The organism is Streptomyces griseoruber, from assembly GCF_001514205.1.
GTDB lineage: Bacteria > Actinomycetota > Actinomycetes > Streptomycetales > Streptomycetaceae > Streptomyces > Streptomyces griseoruber.
In genome coordinates this window covers 15,035-29,698 of record NZ_KQ948769.1, presented here as the reverse complement: position 1 = coordinate 29,698, position 14,664 = coordinate 15,035, and the positions used below count along the sequence as shown (strand labels likewise).

Here is a 14,664-nt window from a genome sequence, read left to right as displayed (position 1 = left end):
ATGGGGCGGCACCCGAGAGTCCGGGTGCCGCCCCATCGGCGTTGCCGAGCCTCGTACGCACCCCTTTGCGTACGACGCGTGCGACGGAGGCTTACTTGCCCTTGGCCGCTTCCTTGAGCTTCGAGCCCGCGGAGACCTTCACGCTGTAGCCGGCCGGGATCTGGATCGGGTCGCCGGTCTGCGGGTTGCGCGCGGTACGAGCGGCACGGTGGGTGCGCTCGAAGGTCAGGAAGCCGGGGATGGTGACCTTCTCGTCGCCCTTGGAGACGATGTCGCCGACGACCTCGGCGAACGCGGCCAGCACAGCGTCGGCGTCCTTGCGGGTCACCTCGGCGCGGTCGGCCAGCGCGGCCACCAGCTCACTGCGGTTCATGTTGTTACTCCCGTGTTCTTCTTGCCGTTGCGGCGTGCCACGCGGCGGAGCCGCATAGCGGGCACAGCGAAGTGCGATGTGCTCGCGCCCAGGGACGCATCCTGCCCCTACCTGCGGCGGGAAAGCCAATCCGGCACCCGCAGGAGTCGGGAGAACACCCTTGGGAGTCACCCGAAGCGCGCCTGTGGCTCTGGCCACGATAGACACAGCCCCCCGACAGGGGTCCGCGACGCGCCGGACACGGGGACCGTGGTGATCCTCACAGTCCCCGCGTTCCCCGCAGGACCACTCCCGCGCGGGGTTACGACGCCGACGCGCCGGCCGCCTTCGCGGCGTCCCGGACGGCGCCCGCGACCGCGCCCGCGACCTTGTCGTTGAAGACGCTCGGGATGATGTAGTTCGCGTTCAGCTCGTCTTCGCTGACGACATCCGCGAGGGCCTTCGCGGCCGCGAGCATCATCTCGGTGTTGACGGTGCGGGACTGGGCGTCCAGCAGGCCGCGGAAGACACCCGGGAAGACCAGCACGTTGTTGATCTGGTTCGGGAAGTCGGAGCGGCCGGTGGCCACCACGGCGGCCGTCTGGCGGGCGACCGCCGGGTCGACCTCGGGGTCGGGGTTCGCGAGCGCGAATACGATCGCACCCTCGGCCATGGCGGCCACGTCGGCGCCGTCGAGGACGTTCGGGGCGGAGACGCCGATGAAGACGTCGGCGCCGCGCACGGCCTCCTTGAGGGTGCCGGTGAGGCCCTCGGGGTTGGTGTTGTCGGCGATCCAGCGCAGCGCCGAGCCGGGGGCCGCGTCGACGAGGTCCTCACGGCCGGCGTGCACCACGCCGTGGATGTCGGCGACGACCGCGTTCTTCACTCCGGCCGCGATCAGCAGCTTGAGGATGGCGGTGCCGGCGGCGCCGGCGCCGGACATCACGACGCGGATGGACTCGATGCTCTTGGCCGCCACACGCAGGGCGTTCGTCAGCGCGGCGAGGACGACGATCGCGGTGCCGTGCTGGTCGTCGTGGAAGACGGGGATGTCGAGGGCCTCGCGCAGCCGGGCCTCGATCTCGAAGCAGCGGGGGGCGGAGATGTCCTCGAGGTTGATACCGGCGAAGCCCGGGGCGATGGCCTTGACGATCTCGACGATCGCGTCGGTGTCCTGGGTGTCCAGGCAGATCGGCCAGGCGTCGATGCCGGCGAACCGCTTGAAGAGGGCCGCCTTGCCCTCCATGACGGGCAGCGCGGCCTTGGGGCCGATGTTGCCCAGGCCCAGGACCGCCGAGCCGTCCGTCACGACCGCAACGGAGTTGCGCTTGATGGTGAGGCGGCGGGCGTCCTCGGGGTTCTCGGCGATCGCCATGCAGACCCGGGCCACACCGGGCGTGTAGATCATCGAGAGGTCGTCACGGTTGCGGATGGGGTGCTTGGACTGCATCTCGATCTTGCCGCCGAGGTGCATGAGGAACGTACGGTCGGAGACCTTGCCGAGCGTGACGCCCTCGATGTGGCGGAGCTGCTCGACGATCTCGTCGGCGTGCGCGGTCGAGGTGGCCGCGATGGTGACGTCGATGCGGAGCTTCTCGTGCCCGGAAGCGGTGACGTCGAGGCCGGTCACCGAGCCTCCGTGGGACTCGACGGCTCCGGTGAGCTGGGAGACCGCGGTTCCGCTCGCGGGCACCTCCAGCCGGACCGTCATCGAGTAGGAGACGCTGGGCGCCGTTGCCATGGCCGACTTCCTCTGCACTGCTGGGTGGGTCGCGGGATTGCCGTCCGATCGTCGCACCTACTGATGAGTACGGGAAAGTCGCCTCAGATTGCGGTCCTTTTGTTCGCGGGGAGTTCGGGGGGAGTTCGGGGGAGTTCGCGGGGCGGCGGCACGCGAAGAGGCCCACATCACATCGGATGTGGGCCTCTCCGTCCGTTCATGACACCGACCCGCCATGCTCGCCTCGCGGCAAGTGGTCGCTCGTAGCGACGAAGGTTGGGCCCGGGGGCTTGGATCGAGCCGGTGTCACACCCAGGCTAACAAACGGATCCCCGAACACCATTCCCGTCCGGGGCGGTTCACAGGAAACGTTCGTCCGGACCCGGGCGGGATCAGTCCCTGAGCAGGTCGGGCACCCCTCGCGCGTCCGGTTCGTCCCGCTCCCCCGACACCACCGTCAGCTGCTGGGTGGCCCGGGTCAGGGCGACGTACAGCACCCGCAGGCCGGCCGGGGACTCGTCGGCGATCTCGGCGGGCGAGACGACGACCGTCGCGTCGTACTCCAGGCCCTTGGCCTCCAGGCTGCCGAGGGCGACGACCCGGTCGCCGAGCCCGGCGAGCCAGCGGCGGGCCTCCTCGCGGCGCTGCATGGCGACGACGACGCCGACGGTGCCGTCGACCTGCCCGAGGAGGCGTTCGGCCTCGGCGCGGACGGTGGCGGCGAGGGTGTCCTGTACGGCGGTGAAGCGGGGGACGACTCCGGTGGAGCGGACCGCCGAGGGGGACTCGGCGCCGGGCATGGCGAGGGCCAGCACCTTGGCCGCCAGCTCGGCGATCTCGGCCGGGTTGCGGTAGTTCACGGTGAGCTGGAAGCGTCGCCGGGGCCGGCTGCCGAGGGCCTCGTCGCGGGCCTCGGCGGCCTCGTCGGGGTCGGACCAGGAGGACTGGGCGGGGTCGCCGACCACCGTCCAGGTGGCGTGCCGGCCGCGGCGGCCGACCATGCGCCACTGCATCGGGGTGAGGTCCTGGGCCTCGTCGACGATGACATGGGCGTACTCGACGCGTTCGGCGGCGAGCCGCTCGGCACGCTCGCGCTGGGACTCCTCGCGCACCGGCATCAGCTCCTCCAGGCCGGTGAGCTGGTCCAGCGGGTCGAACTCGCGCTTCTTGCGGGGGCGGGCCGGGGTGCCGAGGATCGCCTGGAGCTCGTCGAGCATCGCGATGTCGTGCACCGAGAGGCCGTTCCGCCTCAGCGAGCGGGCGACCCTGCGGACCTCGCCGGGGTTGAGGATCCGGCGGGCCCAGCGGCCGAGCCGGCGCTCGTCGGCCATCGCCGCGAGGACGGCCGCGGGGGTCAGCTCGGGCCACCAGGCGTCGAGGAACGCAAGGAACGAGTCCTCGGTGGTCACGTCCTCGTCGAAGGAGGAGCGCAGTTCGGCGGCCAGCTCGGGGTCGGTGTGCCGACCGGCGGCGCCCGAGCGCTCCCACAGGGCGTCCAGGAGGAGCTTGCGGGCGCGGGGGCGCAGCAGGTTGACGGGGGCGGTGCCGCCGAGGGCGCTCTGCCGGATCCGCTCCAGGTCGGCGCCCTCCAGCTCCAGCCGCCGCCCGAAGACGACGACCCGGAGCCGGGTGGGGGTGGTCGCCGCGGTGTCGGCGGGGGTGTCGTCGAAGGCGAGCTGTCCGTCGCCGTCGCCGGTGCCGCCGTTCGCCCGGGCGCCGCCCGGTCCCAGCTCCAGTGCTCCCCTGGCCGCCTTGCGCAGGACCCGGAGCATGCGGGAGGAGCCCTTGGCGCGGGCCACGGACGGGGAGTCGTACAGGGTGGCCTCGGCGCCGTCGACGAGGGAGCCGATGGCGCGGATCGCGACCTGGCCCTCCTCGCCGAGGGAGGGCAGGACGCCCTCGGTGTAGGCCACCAGCAGCGGGGTGGGCGAGACGATGAGGATGCCGCCGGCGTATCTGCGGCGGTCCTGGTAGAGGAGGTAGGCGGCGCGGTGCAGGGCGACGGCGGTCTTGCCGGTGCCGGGGCCGCCCTCGACGTAGGTCACGGAGGCGGCGGGGGCGCGGATGACCAGGTCCTGCTCGGCCTGGATGGAGGCGACGATGTCGCGCATGGTGTGGCTGCGGGCCTGGCCGAGCGCGGCCATCAGGGCGCCGTCGCCGATGACGGGCAGGGTGCCGCCGTCGAGGAAGGCCGTCAGCTCGGGGCGCATCAGGTCGTCCTCGACGCCGAGGACACGGCGCCCCTTGGAGCGGATGACCCGGCGGCGCACGACCCGGCCGGGGTCGACCGGGGTGGAGCGGTAGAAGGGGGCCGCGGCGGGGGCGCGCCAGTCGATGACCAGCGGCGCGTACTCGGAGTCCAGGACTCCGATGCGGCCGATGTGGAGGGTCTCGGCGATGTCGGCGGTGTTGTCCTGCCGTACGGCGCCCTCGGCGGGTTCCACGGCGGTGTAGGCGCCGTCGGGGCCCTTCTTGCCGTCCTTGCCGAGGAGGAGGTCGATCCGGCCGAAGAGGAAGTCCTCGAACTCGTTGTTGAGCCGGTTGAGATGGATACCGGCCCGGAAGACCTGGGCGTCGCGCTCGGCGAGGGCGCCGGGCGTTCCCACCTGGCCACGCTTGGCCGCGTCGTTCATGAGGAACTCCGCCTCGTGGATCTTCTCCTCGAGGCGCTGGTACACCCGGTCGAGGTGTTCCTGTTCGACGCCGATCTCGCGGTCCCGGACCGTGTCCGGTGCGGCGCTGACCGCGGTTTCCTGCTGAGCCTGTGCGGCCACCGGGCCCCCTTCTGACGTGCTGGGCAGCCGTCAACCGTACGCGAAGGGGACCCATGGAAGCGAGAGCCCGCCCGAAGGCGGGCCCGCGGTCCTCCGTCAGGCCTCGACCTGGACGATCTTCTTGCCGTCGAAGGTCATGACCTCGAAGTGGTCGATCTCGTTCGGCTTGAAGGCCGCGCCGCCGACGACGTAGAGCGGGTTCTTGGCCTGTTCGGTCTTGGCGCCCGGGAGGCCGTAGCCCCTCTCCGGGACGGACCAGGAGGAGACGGTCTCGCGCTTGCCGTCCTTGCCGACGGCGATCAGCGAGCACTTCTCGGGGCCCGCGACGTTCTTCAGTTCGACGCCGATCTCGGTGCCCCAGGCCTTCTCGCCCATGGCGACGGTGGCCGTCACCTTGGTGCCGGAGTCGGTCGCGGAGACCTTGTCGGAGAGCGTCTCGAAGGTCGACTTGGCGGGGTTGGCGGTGCCTACCGCCACGGGTGCCTTGCCGCCGTCGTCGCCGCCGGTCGCGGCCATGACGCCGACCGGGCCGCCGATGATCAGCGCCGCCGCGGCCGCCACGAGGTAGAAGGAGCGGCGGCGCTTCTGGGCGCGCCGTTCGGACACCTCGTCGACCAGCTTCTCCACGAGGCGTGGGCTGGGCCGGGCGGACAGGGAGTCGCCGATCGCCGGGGTGCCGGAGCCGGGCAGGTCCGCGAGCGCGGCGAGCATCGGTTCCATCCCGGCGAGCTCGTCGAGCTGCTGGGCGCACCACTCGCACCCGGCGAGATGCGCCTCGAAGGCGGTCGCCTCGGCGTCGTCGAGGATGCCCAGAGCGTAGGCGCCCACGGTCTCGTGTTCGCTCGGGCTCGGAGATCCCACTGATCCCTGCATGGGGCCAGACATACCCGCACCACCTGATCCGAATCCCCCGTACATGCTCATCACGCCGTCACCCCCCGCTCCTCCAGAGCCAGCTTCATCGACCGCAGGGCGTAGAACACCCGAGAGCGGACGGTGCCACTGGGAATGCCCAGGGTTTCGGCCGCCTCGTTGACGGTACGCCCCTTGAAGTACGTCTCGACGAGCACCTCCCGGTGGGCCGGGGTCAGGTCGTCGAGCGCATCGGACAGCGTCATCAGCCACAGCGCCTTGTCGATCTCGTCCTCCGCAGGAATGACCTCCAGCGGCGACGGGTCGACCTCCTGCGGCCGGGCCTGCCGGCTGCGGTGGCCGTCGATGACGATGCGGCGAGCGACCGTCACCAGCCAGGGGCGTACCGATCCGGTCGCCCGATTGAGCTGACCGGCGTTCTTCCAGGCACGGATGAGTGTCTCCTGCACCACGTCCTCGGCACGCTGGCGGTCTCCGGCAACCAGGCGCAGGACATACGCAAGCAGGGGTCCGGCGTGCTCCCGATACAGAGCACGCATCAGCTCCTCGTCGGGCTCCGAGGGCTGGGACATGCGATGTCGGGCCCTCGATCCATGTTCATTGGCCACGGCCGCATCCTTGCGCACGCCCACCTCCGGTGTCCGGGGGATCCCCCAGTCGGTCGCTCGGTGACAGGTACGGAAGGGGCGTTCACCGTGTTCAAACCGAGGCGACAGATTTCTTCGGGGTGTCATGACGAGGGGGACATGGCGGCACATTCCCACCGCTTCTTCTTCACGTTTTCGCCACACGGGCGCGATCACACGGGCTGCCCTTACCCAGACGTGGGCAAACATGATGTTGTCGAAATCACTTCGGCAATTTTCCGGCCGGGCCGGCGCGGGACGCTGTGCAATTGCTGTCAGCTCATCAGAGAAGGCGTATACCGGGCAGTTGGTCACGCGCCAAGGCGGCGCGCCGCCGGTGCCGTGCGACCCGTTCCCGGTTGCCGCAGACCTCGCTCGAACACCAACGTCTGCGCCGGCCACGGGAGGTGTCGAGGTAGACGATCGGGCAGTTGTCCCCCGCGCACTGCCGCAGCCCCGCCCGCGCCACGGGATCCGTGAGCAGTTCGACGGCGTCCCGCGCGACGGCGGCGAGCAGCGCGGCGCACTCCGGCGGACCGTCCAACTTCCGTACGAGGGTGCCGTCCTCGTCGCGCACGGCACGGGGGGCGGGCGGCGCCGCGCGGGCGGCGTCGTTGAGGCGGCCGAGGTCGACGTCGTACGGGCCGGGGTGGGTGCGGGCCAGCCAGTCCCGCACCAACCGGTCGACGCCGGAGCGCAGTTCGCGGAAGGCGAGGGGCCAGGAGGTGTCGGCGTGGCCGAGCGGGGTGCCCGGCGGGACGAGTCCGGCGCCGCGGATCCAGGCGCACAACGGGCCGACACCGTCGAGGTGTTCACGGGGATGGCTGGTCGCGAGGAGGTCGAGACAACTGCGTCCGGCGTCGAACCGCAGCTCGTAGGGGTCCGTGGCCGTGCCCAGTGTCATGCGCCACCGCCTGCGTGGGAGCGTTCCTGAGGAAACCGTTCCTCTCACAGTGCCCCGGCTCCCGTCCCGGCCGGAACCCCCCGTACCACCGGTCCGGCCCGTTCAGTCGCGGCTCACACGTCCGCGTACTTCGCGTCGGCGGCGGGGTCGAGGGCCAGCCGGTAGCCGCGCTTGACCACCGTCTGGATCAGCTTGGGGGTGCCGAGGGCGGTGCGCAGCCGGGCCATCGCCGTCTCCACGGCGTGCTCGTCGCGGCCGGCGCCGGGCAGCGCGCGCAGCAGGTCGGCGCGGGGGACGACCCAGCCGGGCCGCCGCGACAGCGCCCGCAGCAGGGACATCCCGGCCGGCGGCACGGGCCGCAGACAGCCGTCGACCAGCACCGCGTGCCCACGGATCTCCATCCGGTGCCCGGCGACCGGCAACGCCCGTGCCCGGGACGGAAGTTCCTGGCAGAGCAGCTGCACCAGCGGGCCGAGCCGGAAGCGTTCCGGCTGCACGGTGTCCAGGCCGCGCGCCTGGAGCGGCAGCGCGGTGACCGGTCCGACGCAGGCCGGCAGCACGTCGTGGTGGAGCGCGGCGAGCAGTTCGGACAGCAGGCCCCGCTCCTCGGCGCGGGAGAACAGGGACTGCGCGGCCGGCGCGCTGGTGAAGGTGATCGCGTCCAGGCCGCGCGAGACGGCCGCGTCCAGGAGCCGGTCGAGCGGCGCGATGTCCTCGGGCGGCATCCACCGGTACACCGGTACGCCCACCACCTCCGCGCCCCCGGCCCGCAGCGCCTCCACGAACCCGGGCAGCGGCTCCCCGTGCAGCTGGACGGCGACCCGGCGGCCCTCGACGCCCTCCTCCAGGAGCCGGTCGAGCACCTCGGCCATGGACTCGGACGACGGCGACCAGTCCTCGGTGAGTCCGGCGGCGCGGATCGCGCCCTTCACCTTGGGGCCGCGGGCGAGCAGTTCGACCTGGCCGAGCCGGGTGAGCAGCGGCTCGCCGAGCCCCCAGCCCTCGGCGGCCTCGACCCAGCCCCGGAAGCCGATCGCGGTCGTCGCCACCACCACGTCGGGGGCCTGGTCGATGAGGTCCTTGGTGGCGGCGAGGAGTTCACCGTCGTCGGCGAGCGGCACGATCCGCAGGGCGGGCGCGTGCAGCACCGACGCCCCGCGCCGCTGGAGCAGCGCGCCGAGCTCCTCGGCCCGGCGCGCGGCCGTCACGCCCACGGTGAACCCCGCCAGGGGGCCGTGTTCCACGGATCCCGTGGTCGTGGCGTCCGGTCGCTGCTGTTCCACGTACATCACTCTCGTCCCGCGCTCGAGTCGCCCTGCTCCTGCATGACCTACATGCCGACGAGCCTGTCAACGGCACGTGACAGGCTCGGTTCGGCTTCATGTCGCCGGTGTTACGTCACACCTCGGCGTAGCTGAGCTGCGGCTTCGCCTCCGAGGAGGGGCTTGCGGCGGTGATCCTCCCCGCCGGGCGGCGAAGGTATACGGCCCAGGTGACCACGAAGCAGGCCGCGTAGAAGGCGAGGAAGGCGACGAACGCGCCGGTGCCGGAGCCGTAGGAGAGGAAGGACTGGCGGAAGGCCAGGTTGATGCCGACGCCGCCGAGCGCGCCGACCGCGCCGATGAGTCCCATGGAGGCCCCGGAGAGGCGTCGGCCGTACGCGGCGGCCTCCTCGCCCTCGAGCCCCTTGGCGACGGCCTTCGCCTGGAAGATGCCGGGGATCATCTTGTACGTCGACCCGTTGCCGAGGCCGCTGAGTACGAACAGCACCACGAAGACGGAGACGAACAGCGGCAGCGACTTCTGCATGCTGGCGATGACCAGGACGGCGGTCGCGGCGGCCATGCCGACGTAGTTGTAGAGGGTGATGCGGGCGCCGCCGTACTTGTCGGCGAGCCAGCCGCCCAGCGGACGGATCAGGGAGCCGAGCAGCGGGCCGATGAAGGTGAGGTAGGCCGCCTGGAGGGGCGTACGGCCGAACTGGTTGGTGAGGACCTGGCCGAAGGCGAAGCTGTAGCCGATGAACGAGCCGAAGGTGCCGATGTACAGGAAGGACATGATCCAGGTGTGGGCGTCCTTCGCGGAGTCGATCGCCGCGCCGGTGTCGTTCTTCACGGACGCCAGGTTGTCCATGTACAGCGCGGCGAGGGTCGCGGCGATCAGGATCAGCGGGATGTAGATCCCGAGCAGTACGCGCGGGCCGCCGCTCGCGCCGATCACGGCGAGGCCGGCGAGCTGGAGGACCGGTACGCCGATGTTGCCGCCGCCCGCGTTCAGACCGAGCGCCCAGCCCTTCTTCTTGAGCGGGAAGAAGGCGTTGATGTTGGTCATGGAGGAGGCGAAGTTGCCGCCGCCGATGCCCGCGAGCAGGCCGACCAGGAGGAAGGTGGAGAAGGAGGTCCCCGGCTCCATCACCGAGAAGGCGGCGACGGTGGGGATCAGCAGCAGCGCGGCGGAGATGATCGTCCAGTTGCGGCCGCCGAAGATCGCGACGGCGAAGGTGTACGGCACCCGGACGACCGCGCCGACCAGCGTCACCATGGACGTCAGCAGGAACTTGTCGGCGGGGGTGAGGCCGTACTCCGGGCCCATGAAGAGCACCAGCACGGACCACATCGTCCAGATCGAGAAGCCGATGTGCTCGGAGAGGACGGAGAAGACGAGGTTGCGGCGGGCGATCTTCTCGCCCTTCTCGTTCCAGAAGGTCTCGTTCTCCGGGTCCCACTCCTCGATCCAGCGGCTCCCCTTCTTCGTGGGGGACGCCGAGGACGTCGGGGACGTCGGGGACGACGGGGGTGCGGGGGCTGTACCAGGGGCTGTCATGACGCCTCCACGTGCTCCGGGCTCGGGTGGTTCGGGGGGATGAGCGGTGATGAGTCCCGAAGGTAGGGAGGGCGCGTTTCCGGTCCGGTGGCTGTCGGTGACCGGAAGGGAACGTTGCTCTCACCTCCGGCGGCGGCCGGGTGAGAGGTTTTGGGCAAGGTTACGCGAGCCGTCGGGCCACAGCCGGGGCCTGCGCCGGGCCGCGAGGTCCTCGGCCCAGCCGAAGCAGACCACGCACAGCGCGGTGAGGAGCCAGACGGCCGGCAGCTGCGGCCAGGGGCTCACCAGCAGCCAGGACGCGTGCTCCTCCAGGCCGGGGACGCCCCACAGCCGGTCCCACAGCCCTGCGACGGCGTCGATGCACACGTTGTGCCACAGATAGATCGTCACGGCGCGGGAGTTGAGGAGGGTGACCAGCCGGTCCCAGCGGCGCAGCGGGCGGGGCCAGTCCATCCAGGACGGGCTGAGGTGCAGGAGCAGCAGGACCGTGGCGAAGGACCACAGGGACTGGGCGAACGGCATGTCGTCCAGGTCGTGGCCCGCCTCGAAGCCGTGTCCGAGGGCGTACCAGAGGCCGAATCCGGCCACCCCGGGCGCCAGCGACGGCACGACATAGCGGGGCAGGCGGCGCAGCACGCCCTCCTGGTGGGCCATGCCGAGCAGCCAGCACGCGCCGAAGGCACCGAAGTCGCTCAGGTTGGAGTCCAGCCGCCAGCTCGTCACCGACACCACGCCGGACTCCAGGGCGGCGGACAGCGCGATCGGCGCGACGACGGTCGGCCAGGGCGCGGCCCGCAGGGCGCGCAGCAGCAGCGGGGAGAGCAGGACGAACCAGAGGTAGGCGCGGAGGTACCAGAGGGGTACGGCGAGGTCGACGGCCCATCCGTCGGCGATCAGCCCGTGGACACCGGGGAGGTCCGCGCCGTACGGCGGGTCGCTGAGCGGGAGGATCCAGAAGGTGAGGTGGAGCCACCACCAGCCGGGGTGGCCCTCGTCGTCCGGTCCCCAGCCGGCCAGGAGCATGCCGCTCACCCCGACCGCGCCGAGCAGCCACAGCGGGGGCAGCAGCCGGCGCATGCGGCCCCGGACGACTTCCGGGGCGGGCCGGCTGCCGAGGGAGCGGGCCATGAGGGTGCCGGCGAGGGCGAACATCACGCCCATGGAGGGGAAGACGACGGGCAGCCAGGCCCAGCCCATCAGGTGATAGAGGACGACCCGGAAGAGGGCGATCGCGCGCAGCAGGTCGAAGTAGCGGTCGCGGCCGCCCCGGGGCGCGGGTGCCGGGGCGGTGACGTCGGCGGGCCGGGTGGTGGTCATGCCGCGCTCCTCTCCGCGACCGTGCTCTCGCCGGGAGGCGCGGCGACCTGTCCCTTGCGGCGCAGTTTCTGCCAGCGGAGCCGGCCGCCGGTGAGGGCGGTGATCCAGGACTGGAGCAGGACGACGTACATGAGCTGGCGGTAGAGGATCTGCTGGAGCGGGAGGGAGATGAGCGGGGTGAGTCTCTCGCGGTCGAGGACGAAGGCGTACGCCGCGCAGCCCGCCTGCACGGCGAGGACCCCGAACCAGGCGGCGACGGTCCTGCCCGTCGGGCCGAAGAGCAGCCCGTAGACGAGGAACAGGTCGATGAGGGGGGCGAGGAGCGGGGCGAGGACCATGAAGAGGGAGACGAGCGGCAGCCCGACGCGCCCGAACCGCCCGGAGGGTCCCTTCTCGACGACGGCGCGGCGGTGCTTCCAGATCGCCTGCATGGTGCCGTAGCACCAGCGGTAGCGCTGGGACCACAGCTGCTGCACGGACTCCGGCGCCTCGGTCCAGGCGCGGGCCTTCTCCGCGTAGACGACCTTCCAGCCGTCGCGGTGCAGGGCCATGGTGATGTCGGTGTCCTCGGCGAGGGTGTCGTCGCTCATGCCGCCGACCCGGTTGAGGGCGCTGCGGCGGAACGCTCCGACGGCGCCGGGGATGGTGGGCATGCAGCGCAGGACGTCGTACATCCGGCGGTCGAGGTTGAAGCCCATCACGTACTCGATGTGCTGCCAGGCGCCGATGAGGGTGTCCTTGTTGCCGACCTTGGCGTTGCCGGCGACGGCGCCGACGGCCGGGTCGGCGAAGGGCTGGACGAGTTCACCGACGGTGGCCGGCTCGAAGACGGTGTCGCCGTCCATCATCACGATCAGGTCGTGCCGGGCGTTGGCGATCCCGCGGTTGAGGGCGGCGGGCTTGCCCGCGTTGTGCTGCCGCACGACCCGCACGCCGGGCAGGGCGAGGTCCTCGACGATCCGGGCGGTGCCGTCGGCCGAGCCGTCGTCGATGACGACGACCTCGATCGGGTGCTCGCTCCTCATCAGGGAGCGGACCGTGTTCTCGATGCACTTGGCCTCGTTGTACGCGGGCACGAGCACCGACACCGGTGCGGTGACCGGCGCGTCCGGGCCCCGGGTGAAGCCCCGGCGGCGGGTGCGGCGGGTGTGGACCGCGGACAGCAGCAGCATCAGGCCGAAGCGGGCGAGGACGAGGACGCCGATGGCCGCGAGGCCGACGACGAGGACGCCGGTGAGGTCGTCGGCCGTCGTCACCAGGAACACCCAGGCCCTGCCCTTCCACAGGTCCGCGCCGGTGACGGGGGTGTGCGCGCTGGGCGCCTCCAGCGCCTCGGTGAGGTTCTGGAAGGCGTACCCCTGCTTCCGGAGGCCGGGCAGATAGGTGTCGAGGGCCCGGACGGTCTGGGCGCGGTCGCCGCCGGAGTCGTGCATCAGGACGATCGCGCCCCGGCCGGCCTTCGGGGTGGCGTTGCGGATGACCTGCCGGACGCCGGGCCTGCGCCAGTCCTCGCTGTCGGCGGTGGTGAGGACGGTGAGGTAGCCGCGGCTGCCGACGTACCGGGTGACCGGCCAGGACGCGTTGTCGAGGGCGTCGGCGGAGGAGGAGTACGGCGGCCGGAACAGGGAGGTGCGGATGCCGGCCGCGCCCTCCAGGGCGAGCTGGTTCTGGGTGAGTTCCCAGTCGATGCGTCGCTTCGACTGGTAGGAGAGGTCGGGGTGGTTGAAGGTGTGCAGCCCGATCTCGTGGCCCTCGTCCACCATCCGCTGCACGAGGTCGGGGTAGCGGGAGGCCATGGTGCCGGTGATGAAGAAGACGGCGTGCGCGTGGTGCTTCTTCAGGACGTCGAGGACCTCGGGGGTCCACTTCGGGTCGGGGCCGTCGTCGAAGGTGAGGACGATCCGGTGGTCCGGCACGTCCAGGCTGGTGGCCCGGCCGCCCCGGGTGTCCACGACCGGTCCGCCGTCGAGGATCTGCCGCGGCACCCGGTCGGCGGGGGCCTCGGCGCGGATGCGGTGGTCGGCGAGGATCTCGCTGTGCACATAGCCGCGCAGCATCAGCATCGCCATCATCGCCAGCAGGAGGACGAGCGGGAGCAGCCGGCGCAGCCGCAGCGGCGGCATCAGCCGCCGGGGGGAACGGTGGTTCGTACGTGCAGGCATGAGGGGTCGTACTCCGGGGACGGGAAGGGACGACGGGGCGACGGGACGACGGGACGCGGAGAGAACGAGGGCGGACCGGGGAAACAGGGCGCGGGAAACCAACGGGTCGGCCCGCGGCCGGTCACACTCCCGGTCCGCGGTGGCGGGGGCGGGCCTCGCGGTACGGCCCCCGCGGCCTCCGGCACGGGACGAGTGCCGCAGGCCAGGGGCCGGGGCCCTGGCTCACGCCGCCGGGGCCGCCGCTGGTGCCGGGTGCGGGGCGCCGTCGGCGACGGTGTCCGTGCCGCCCGCCGGGGACGGGGAGGACTCGGGCGAGGGGCTGGTGGCCGGGGTGGACTCCGCGGGCTGCGGGCTGGCGGAGCCGCCCCCGACGGGGTTGCCGGGGGCCGGGGCGGAGGGGGTGGCGCTGGGTGCCGTACTGGCGCGGGGGCTGCCGCTCGCCGAGGGGCGGGCGGCCGTGGAGCCGGTCGGTGCCGCGGCGCTGCCGGAGGCGCTGGGCCCGCCGCTCACGCCGCCCGGGGACGGTGCGCCGGCCGAGGCGGAGACGCCGGGGCCGCGGGGCGCCGCGAAGCCGGGGGCGCCGGAGGCCGCGCCGGCGGAGGCGCTCGGTGCCCGGGTGGCCTCGACCTGGCCGGCCGGCGGATCGTCGTCCGGGCCCGGCACGGGCAGCCAGGGCGCACCGGCGTTGCCGGACAGCAGGGTGGCGACGATGACGACGGCGTAGGCCCCGCAGGCGAGGCCCGCCAGGATGCCGATGCGGCGGAAGGTACGGCTGCGGCGTCCCGACTCGTCGACGAACACGGGTGCGTCGGAGGCCGATCGCCGGGCCGCCGCGGCCGCGTGCGGGGTGTCGAGCTGGACGGTCACCTCGTCGGGGTCGTTGCCCTCACGGGAGTCACCGGAATCACCGGAATCACCGGAATCACCGGAGCCACCAAGGCCTCCCGAGAGCCTGCTCGACCGTTCGTTTTCGGAAAGGGTGTTCGAGGCTGTCGCCTGCCCGTTGCGACGGGCTACTTCCGGCCACCCCGAGGGCTCCGGTTGGGCGTCTTCTCGCCATTTCTTCACGTGCGCACTTACCCCCAAAGACCTGTTCAGGGTGCGCCTACGACC

The 14,664-nt window shown here is 72.1% G+C and carries 11 protein-coding genes; all 11 read right to left on the bottom strand.

Translation table 11 applies throughout. The features are described from left to right. Window positions 1–91: 91 nt before the first annotated feature. The 11 genes from AQJ64_RS18875 to AQJ64_RS50170 all read right to left on the bottom strand — a co-directional run bounded on the left by AQJ64_RS18875 (window position 92) and on the right by AQJ64_RS50170 (window position 14,418). Window positions 92–373 carry an HU family DNA-binding protein gene (locus tag AQJ64_RS18875; protein ID WP_004000874.1) on the bottom strand — a complete coding sequence of 94 codons (282 nt, stop codon included), beginning with the start codon at window positions 371–373 and terminating at the stop codon, window positions 92–94. Between the two features lie 301 nt (window positions 374–674). After that, window positions 675–2,093 (bottom strand): NAD-dependent malic enzyme, encoded by a 1,419-nt coding sequence (locus AQJ64_RS18870; protein WP_055638573.1) that lies wholly within the window; start codon window positions 2,091–2,093, stop codon window positions 675–677. A 371-nt stretch (window positions 2,094–2,464) separates the two neighbouring features. Next, window positions 2,465–4,846, bottom strand: a complete 2,382-nt coding sequence (locus AQJ64_RS18865) for a HelD family protein (protein ID WP_055638572.1) — start codon at window positions 4,844–4,846, stop codon at window positions 2,465–2,467. A 96-nt stretch (window positions 4,847–4,942) separates the two neighbouring features. Next, window positions 4,943–5,719: an anti-sigma factor family protein gene (locus AQJ64_RS18860; RefSeq protein ID WP_055638571.1), complete on the bottom strand. Its 777-nt coding sequence runs from the start codon at window positions 5,717–5,719 to the stop codon at window positions 4,943–4,945. Between the two features lie 50 nt (window positions 5,720–5,769). After that, window positions 5,770–6,291 (bottom strand): sigma-70 family RNA polymerase sigma factor, encoded by a 522-nt coding sequence (locus AQJ64_RS18855; protein ID WP_010039908.1) that lies wholly within the window; start codon window positions 6,289–6,291, stop codon window positions 5,770–5,772. Between the two features lie 337 nt (window positions 6,292–6,628). Further along, window positions 6,629–7,249 (bottom strand): CGNR zinc finger domain-containing protein, encoded by a 621-nt coding sequence (locus tag AQJ64_RS18850; protein ID WP_055638570.1) that lies wholly within the window; start codon window positions 7,247–7,249, stop codon window positions 6,629–6,631. A gap of 113 nt (window positions 7,250–7,362) precedes the next feature. Further along, window positions 7,363–8,538: a uroporphyrinogen-III synthase gene (locus tag AQJ64_RS18845; protein WP_055638569.1), complete on the bottom strand. Its 1,176-nt coding sequence runs from the start codon at window positions 8,536–8,538 to the stop codon at window positions 7,363–7,365. 109 nt (window positions 8,539–8,647) lie between these two features. Continuing rightward, on the bottom strand, window positions 8,648–10,072 hold the full coding sequence (locus AQJ64_RS18840; protein ID WP_059202784.1) for a nitrate/nitrite transporter: 1,425 nt from the start codon (window positions 10,070–10,072) through the stop codon (window positions 8,648–8,650). A 120-nt stretch (window positions 10,073–10,192) separates the two neighbouring features. Continuing rightward, window positions 10,193–11,389, bottom strand: a complete 1,197-nt coding sequence (locus tag AQJ64_RS18835) for an acyltransferase family protein (protein ID WP_059202783.1) — start codon at window positions 11,387–11,389, stop codon at window positions 10,193–10,195. Beyond that, on the bottom strand, window positions 11,386–13,551 hold the full coding sequence (locus AQJ64_RS18830) for a bifunctional polysaccharide deacetylase/glycosyltransferase family 2 protein (protein WP_079061776.1): 2,166 nt from the start codon (window positions 13,549–13,551) through the stop codon (window positions 11,386–11,388). The genes AQJ64_RS18835 and AQJ64_RS18830 overlap by 4 nt, the downstream gene beginning before the upstream one ends. A gap of 222 nt (window positions 13,552–13,773) precedes the next feature. After that, window positions 13,774–14,418, bottom strand: coding sequence for a hypothetical protein (locus tag AQJ64_RS50170; protein ID WP_059202781.1), 645 nt, complete (start codon window positions 14,416–14,418; stop codon window positions 13,774–13,776). Window positions 14,419–14,664: the final 246 nt, after the last annotated feature.

What these genes read in the sequence shown, in the direction of transcription:
- AQJ64_RS18875 (WP_004000874.1), bottom strand. Translation starts at nt 373, where the DNA reads ATGAACCGCAGTGAGCTGGTGGCCGCGCTGGCCGACCGCGCCGAGGTG.
- AQJ64_RS18870 (WP_055638573.1), bottom strand. Translation starts at nt 2,093, where the DNA reads ATGGCAACGGCGCCCAGCGTCTCCTACTCGATGACGGTCCGGCTGGAG.
- AQJ64_RS18860 (WP_055638571.1), bottom strand. Translation starts at nt 5,719, where the DNA reads ATGCAGGGATCAGTGGGATCTCCGAGCCCGAGCGAACACGAGACCGTG.
- AQJ64_RS18855 (WP_010039908.1), bottom strand. Translation starts at nt 6,291, where the DNA reads ATGTCCCAGCCCTCGGAGCCCGACGAGGAGCTGATGCGTGCTCTGTAT.
- AQJ64_RS18850 (WP_055638570.1), bottom strand. Translation starts at nt 7,249, where the DNA reads ATGACACTGGGCACGGCCACGGACCCCTACGAGCTGCGGTTCGACGCC.
- AQJ64_RS18845 (WP_055638569.1), bottom strand. Translation starts at nt 8,538, where the DNA reads ATGTACGTGGAACAGCAGCGACCGGACGCCACGACCACGGGATCCGTG.
- AQJ64_RS18840 (WP_059202784.1), bottom strand. Translation starts at nt 10,072, where the DNA reads ATGACAGCCCCTGGTACAGCCCCCGCACCCCCGTCGTCCCCGACGTCC.
- AQJ64_RS18835 (WP_059202783.1), bottom strand. Translation starts at nt 11,389, where the DNA reads ATGACCACCACCCGGCCCGCCGACGTCACCGCCCCGGCACCCGCGCCC.
- AQJ64_RS18830 (WP_079061776.1), bottom strand. Translation starts at nt 13,551, where the DNA reads ATGCCTGCACGTACGAACCACCGTTCCCCCCGGCGGCTGATGCCGCCG.